At 47.1% G+C, this 3,896-nt stretch carries 2 tRNA genes and 2 rRNA genes (1 of these 4 running past the window's edge); all 4 read left to right on the top strand.

Annotated features, from left to right (window positions below):
- The first annotated feature begins 221 nt into the window (after window positions 1–221).
- Window positions 222–1,739 (top strand): 16S ribosomal RNA (locus tag ACVBDU_RS22410).
- Between the two features lie 150 nt (window positions 1,740–1,889).
- A tRNA-Ile gene (locus ACVBDU_RS22405) sits at window positions 1,890–1,963 on the top strand.
- A 247-nt stretch (window positions 1,964–2,210) separates the two neighbouring features.
- Window positions 2,211–2,284, top strand: a tRNA-Ala gene (locus ACVBDU_RS22400).
- A gap of 341 nt (window positions 2,285–2,625) precedes the next feature.
- Window positions 2,626–3,896, top strand: a 23S ribosomal RNA gene (locus tag ACVBDU_RS22395) (it continues 1,560 nt past the right edge of the window).
- The 16S and 23S rRNA genes sit together here with 2 tRNA genes alongside, the layout of an rRNA operon.

The following is a 3,896-nucleotide window of genomic DNA, read 5'->3' as shown; positions in this document are numbered from 1 at the left end:
AAAAAGTTGGTGAGTTTAAAAAAACGTTTTACTTTTGCAGCCGCTTTATTAGAGAGCGAAAAGATAAGAAGAATTTAGGAAAGTTCCTTGAAATATTGTTGACAGCACTAAGGATAAAATTTACGAGAGTAAGTTTTGATCATTAGGAAGATTTAAGCAAAATTATTTTGAGTAGGAAATGCTTTATGTATCGGATGTTCTAAATAGATATTTAAGAATAAACGATGAAGAGTTTGATCCTGGCTCAGGATGAACGCTAGCGGCAGGCCTAACACATGCAAGTCGAGGGGTATAAGGAGCTTGCTCCTTAGAGACCGGCGCACGGGTGCGTAACGCGTATGCAATCTACCTTATGCAGGGGAATAGCCCGAAGAAATTTGGATTAATGCCCCATGGTATATAGAATAGGCATCTATTTTATCTTAAAGTTGAGGCGGCATAAGATGAGCATGCGTCCCATTAGCTAGTTGGTATGGTAACGGCATACCAAGGCAACGATGGGTAGGGGTCCTGAGAGGGAGATCCCCCACACTGGTACTGAGACACGGACCAGACTCCTACGGGAGGCAGCAGTGAGGAATATTGGACAATGGTCGGGAGACTGATCCAGCCATGCCGCGTGCAGGAAGACTGCCCTATGGGTTGTAAACTGCTTTTCTACGAGAAGAATAAGAGGTACGCGTACCTTGATGACGGTATCGTAGGAATAAGCACCGGCTAACTCCGTGCCAGCAGCCGCGGTAATACGGAGGGTGCAAGCGTTATCCGGAATCATTGGGTTTAAAGGGTCCGTAGGCGGGCTGTTAAGTCAGGGGTGAAAGTTTGCCGCTTAACGGTAAAATTGCCTTTGATACTGGCGGTCTTGAATATGTGTGAAGTGATTAGAATATGTAGTGTAGCGGTGAAATGCATAGATATTACATAGAATACCGATTGCGAAGGCAGGTCACTAACACATCATTGACGCTGATGGACGAAAGCGTGGGTAGCGAACAGGATTAGATACCCTGGTAGTCCACGCCGTAAACGATGGATACTAGCTGTTGGTTCGCAAGGATCAGTGGCTAAGCGAAAGTGATAAGTATCCCACCTGGGGAGTACGTTCGCAAGAATGAAACTCAAAGGAATTGACGGGGGCCCGCACAAGCGGTGGAGCATGTGGTTTAATTCGATGATACGCGAGGAACCTTACCAAGGCTTAAATGTGGATTGACGTAATTGGAAACAGTTATTTCTTCGGACAATTCACAAGGTGCTGCATGGTTGTCGTCAGCTCGTGCCGTGAGGTGTCAGGTTAAGTCCTATAACGAGCGCAACCCCTGTGGTTAGTTACCAGCGAGTAATGTCGGGGACTCTAACCAGACTGCCGGTGCAAACCGTGAGGAAGGTGGGGATGACGTCAAATCATCACGGCCCTTACGTCTTGGGCTACACACGTGCTACAATGGTCGGTACAGAGAGCAGCCACTGGGTGACCAGGCGCGAATCTATAAAACCGATCACAGTTCGGATCGGAGTCTGCAACTCGACTCCGTGAAGCTGGAATCGCTAGTAATCGGATATCAGCCATGATCCGGTGAATACGTTCCCGGGCCTTGTACACACCGCCCGTCAAGCCATGGAAGCTGGGGGTACCTGAAGTCGGTGACCGCAAGGAGCTGCCTAGGGTAAAACTGGTAACTGGGGCTAAGTCGTAACAAGGTAGCCGTACCGGAAGGTGCGGCTGGAACACCTCCTTTCTAGAGAAACGGGATGTTCGATACGAGCGAATTTGAAAGGAATAATTTTGCTTATGCTGTCAATAAAAAAAAGCAATTGCAGGTTGCATGTTGCAAGTTACAGGTTGAAAAAGTCTGTAAGAGGTAGCGGAGACTTGTAATTTTAGAGACAGTCTCGTAGCTCAGCTGGTTAGAGCGCTACACTGATAATGTAGAGGTCGGCAGTTCGAGCCTGCCCGAGACTACAAGTCGAGGGAGGAGAGAGGTTTATCCTGGTCCCGATAGTTATCGGGATATCGAAGGGAGCCTGCCCGAGACTACGGGAAATTAGCGGTACGGAGATAGAAGTAGGAAGTTAGAAGTAGGACTGCGTATCGGTGCCACGTTTTTTTAGCGCGGTAAAGAAAGTTCATAGATTATATATTGTTAGGAAATTCTGGAAGTTGAGAATTCTACATTCAAGATTCTGAGTTCGACATTCGGGATTCAAGAGGGGAATTAGCTCAGCTGGCTAGAGCGCCTGCCTTGCACGCAGGAGGTCATCGGTTCGACTCCGATATTCTCCACATAAGAGATGAAAGTTCATATAAGATTGAAGGAAATCAGCCATTAGGGGCTGGATCGTCCCGACATGCAGTCGGGAAGGTCATCGGTTCGACTCCGATATTCTCCACGAGGCCAAAGGTCGAAGCAGCATAAGTGCAAACACTTATCTGTGACGACTTGCCGAAAAGTTCATTGACATATTGAGATAAAGCAAATACGAGCAAGATGAAAATCTTGTAGATAGAATTAAAGTAAAAGAGCAAATTAGAATTTGGATTTGAGAGTGTAGGGATTAGGAGTATAGGAGTATTTAATATATTCTAAGGTCTAATATCTGTCTTCTCATATCTGATTAAAGGTATTATAAGTTATGTAAGGGCGTATGGGGAATGCCTAGGCTCTCAGAGGCGAAGAAGGACGTGATAAGCTGCGAAAAGCTGCGGGGATCGGCACATACGAATTGATCCGCAGATATCCGAATGGGGCAACCCACTATACTGAAGGTATAGTATCCCGATATTTATCGGGAGGCGAACGCGGGGAACTGAAACATCTAAGTACCCGTAGGAGAAGAAAACAAGAGTGATTCCGTAAGTAGTGGCGAGCGAACGCGGAGCAGCCCAAACCATAGTTGTTACGGCAATTATGGGGTAGTAGGACTGCGATATTGATTGTACGCTGAATTAGAAACCTTTGGAAAGAGGTACCGTAGAGGGTGATAGTCCCGTATAGGTAAGGTTGTATAAATCATAGCAGTATCCTGAGTAGCGCGGGGCACGTGAAACCCTGTGTGAATCTGGCGGGACCATCCGCTAAGGCTAAATACTCCTGAGAGACCGATAGTGAACCAGTACCGTGAGGGAAAGGTGAAAAGAACCCTGAATAAGGGAGTGAAATAGATCCTGAAACCATACGCTTACAAGCGGTCGGAGCCCTTTATGGGTGACGGCGTGCCTTTTGCATAATGAGCCTACGAGTTACTGTTGCTGGCCAGGTTAAGTACTTCAGGTACGGATCCGTAGCGAAAGCGAGTCTGAATAGGGCGCTTTAGTCAGTAGAAGTAGACGCGAAACCGTGTGATCTACCCATGGGCAGGGTGAAGCTTTGTTAACCCAAAGTGGAGGCCCGAACCCGTTGACGTTGAAAAGTCTTGGGATGACCTGTGGGTAGGGGTGAAAGGCCAATCAAACACGGAAATAGCTCGTACTCCCCGAAATGCATTTAGGTGCAGCGTTGATTTAGTTTTATAGAGGTAGAGCTACTGATTGGATGCGGGGGCTTCACCGCCTACCAATTCCTGACAAACTCCGAATGCTATAAAATGTTGATCAGCAGTGAGGGCATGGGTGCTAAGGTCCATGTCCGAGAGGGAAAGAACCCGGACCATCAGCTAAGGTCCCCAAGTGTATGCTAAGTTGAAAAAACGCGGTTGGATTGCTTAGACAGCTAGGATGTTGGCTTGGAAGCAGCCATTCATTTAAAGAGTGCGTAACAGCTCACTAGTCGAGCGATCCGGCATGGATAATAATCGGGCATAAGCATACCACCGAAGCTATGGACTTTTATAAGTGGTAGGGGAGCATTCTATTTGTGTTGAAGGTGAACTGCGAGGTTTGCTGGAACGTATAGAAA

This window comes from Sinomicrobium endophyticum (assembly GCF_052983315.1).
Note: the sequence above shows the minus strand (reverse complement) of the source record. Positions and strands in the feature narration are given on the sequence as shown.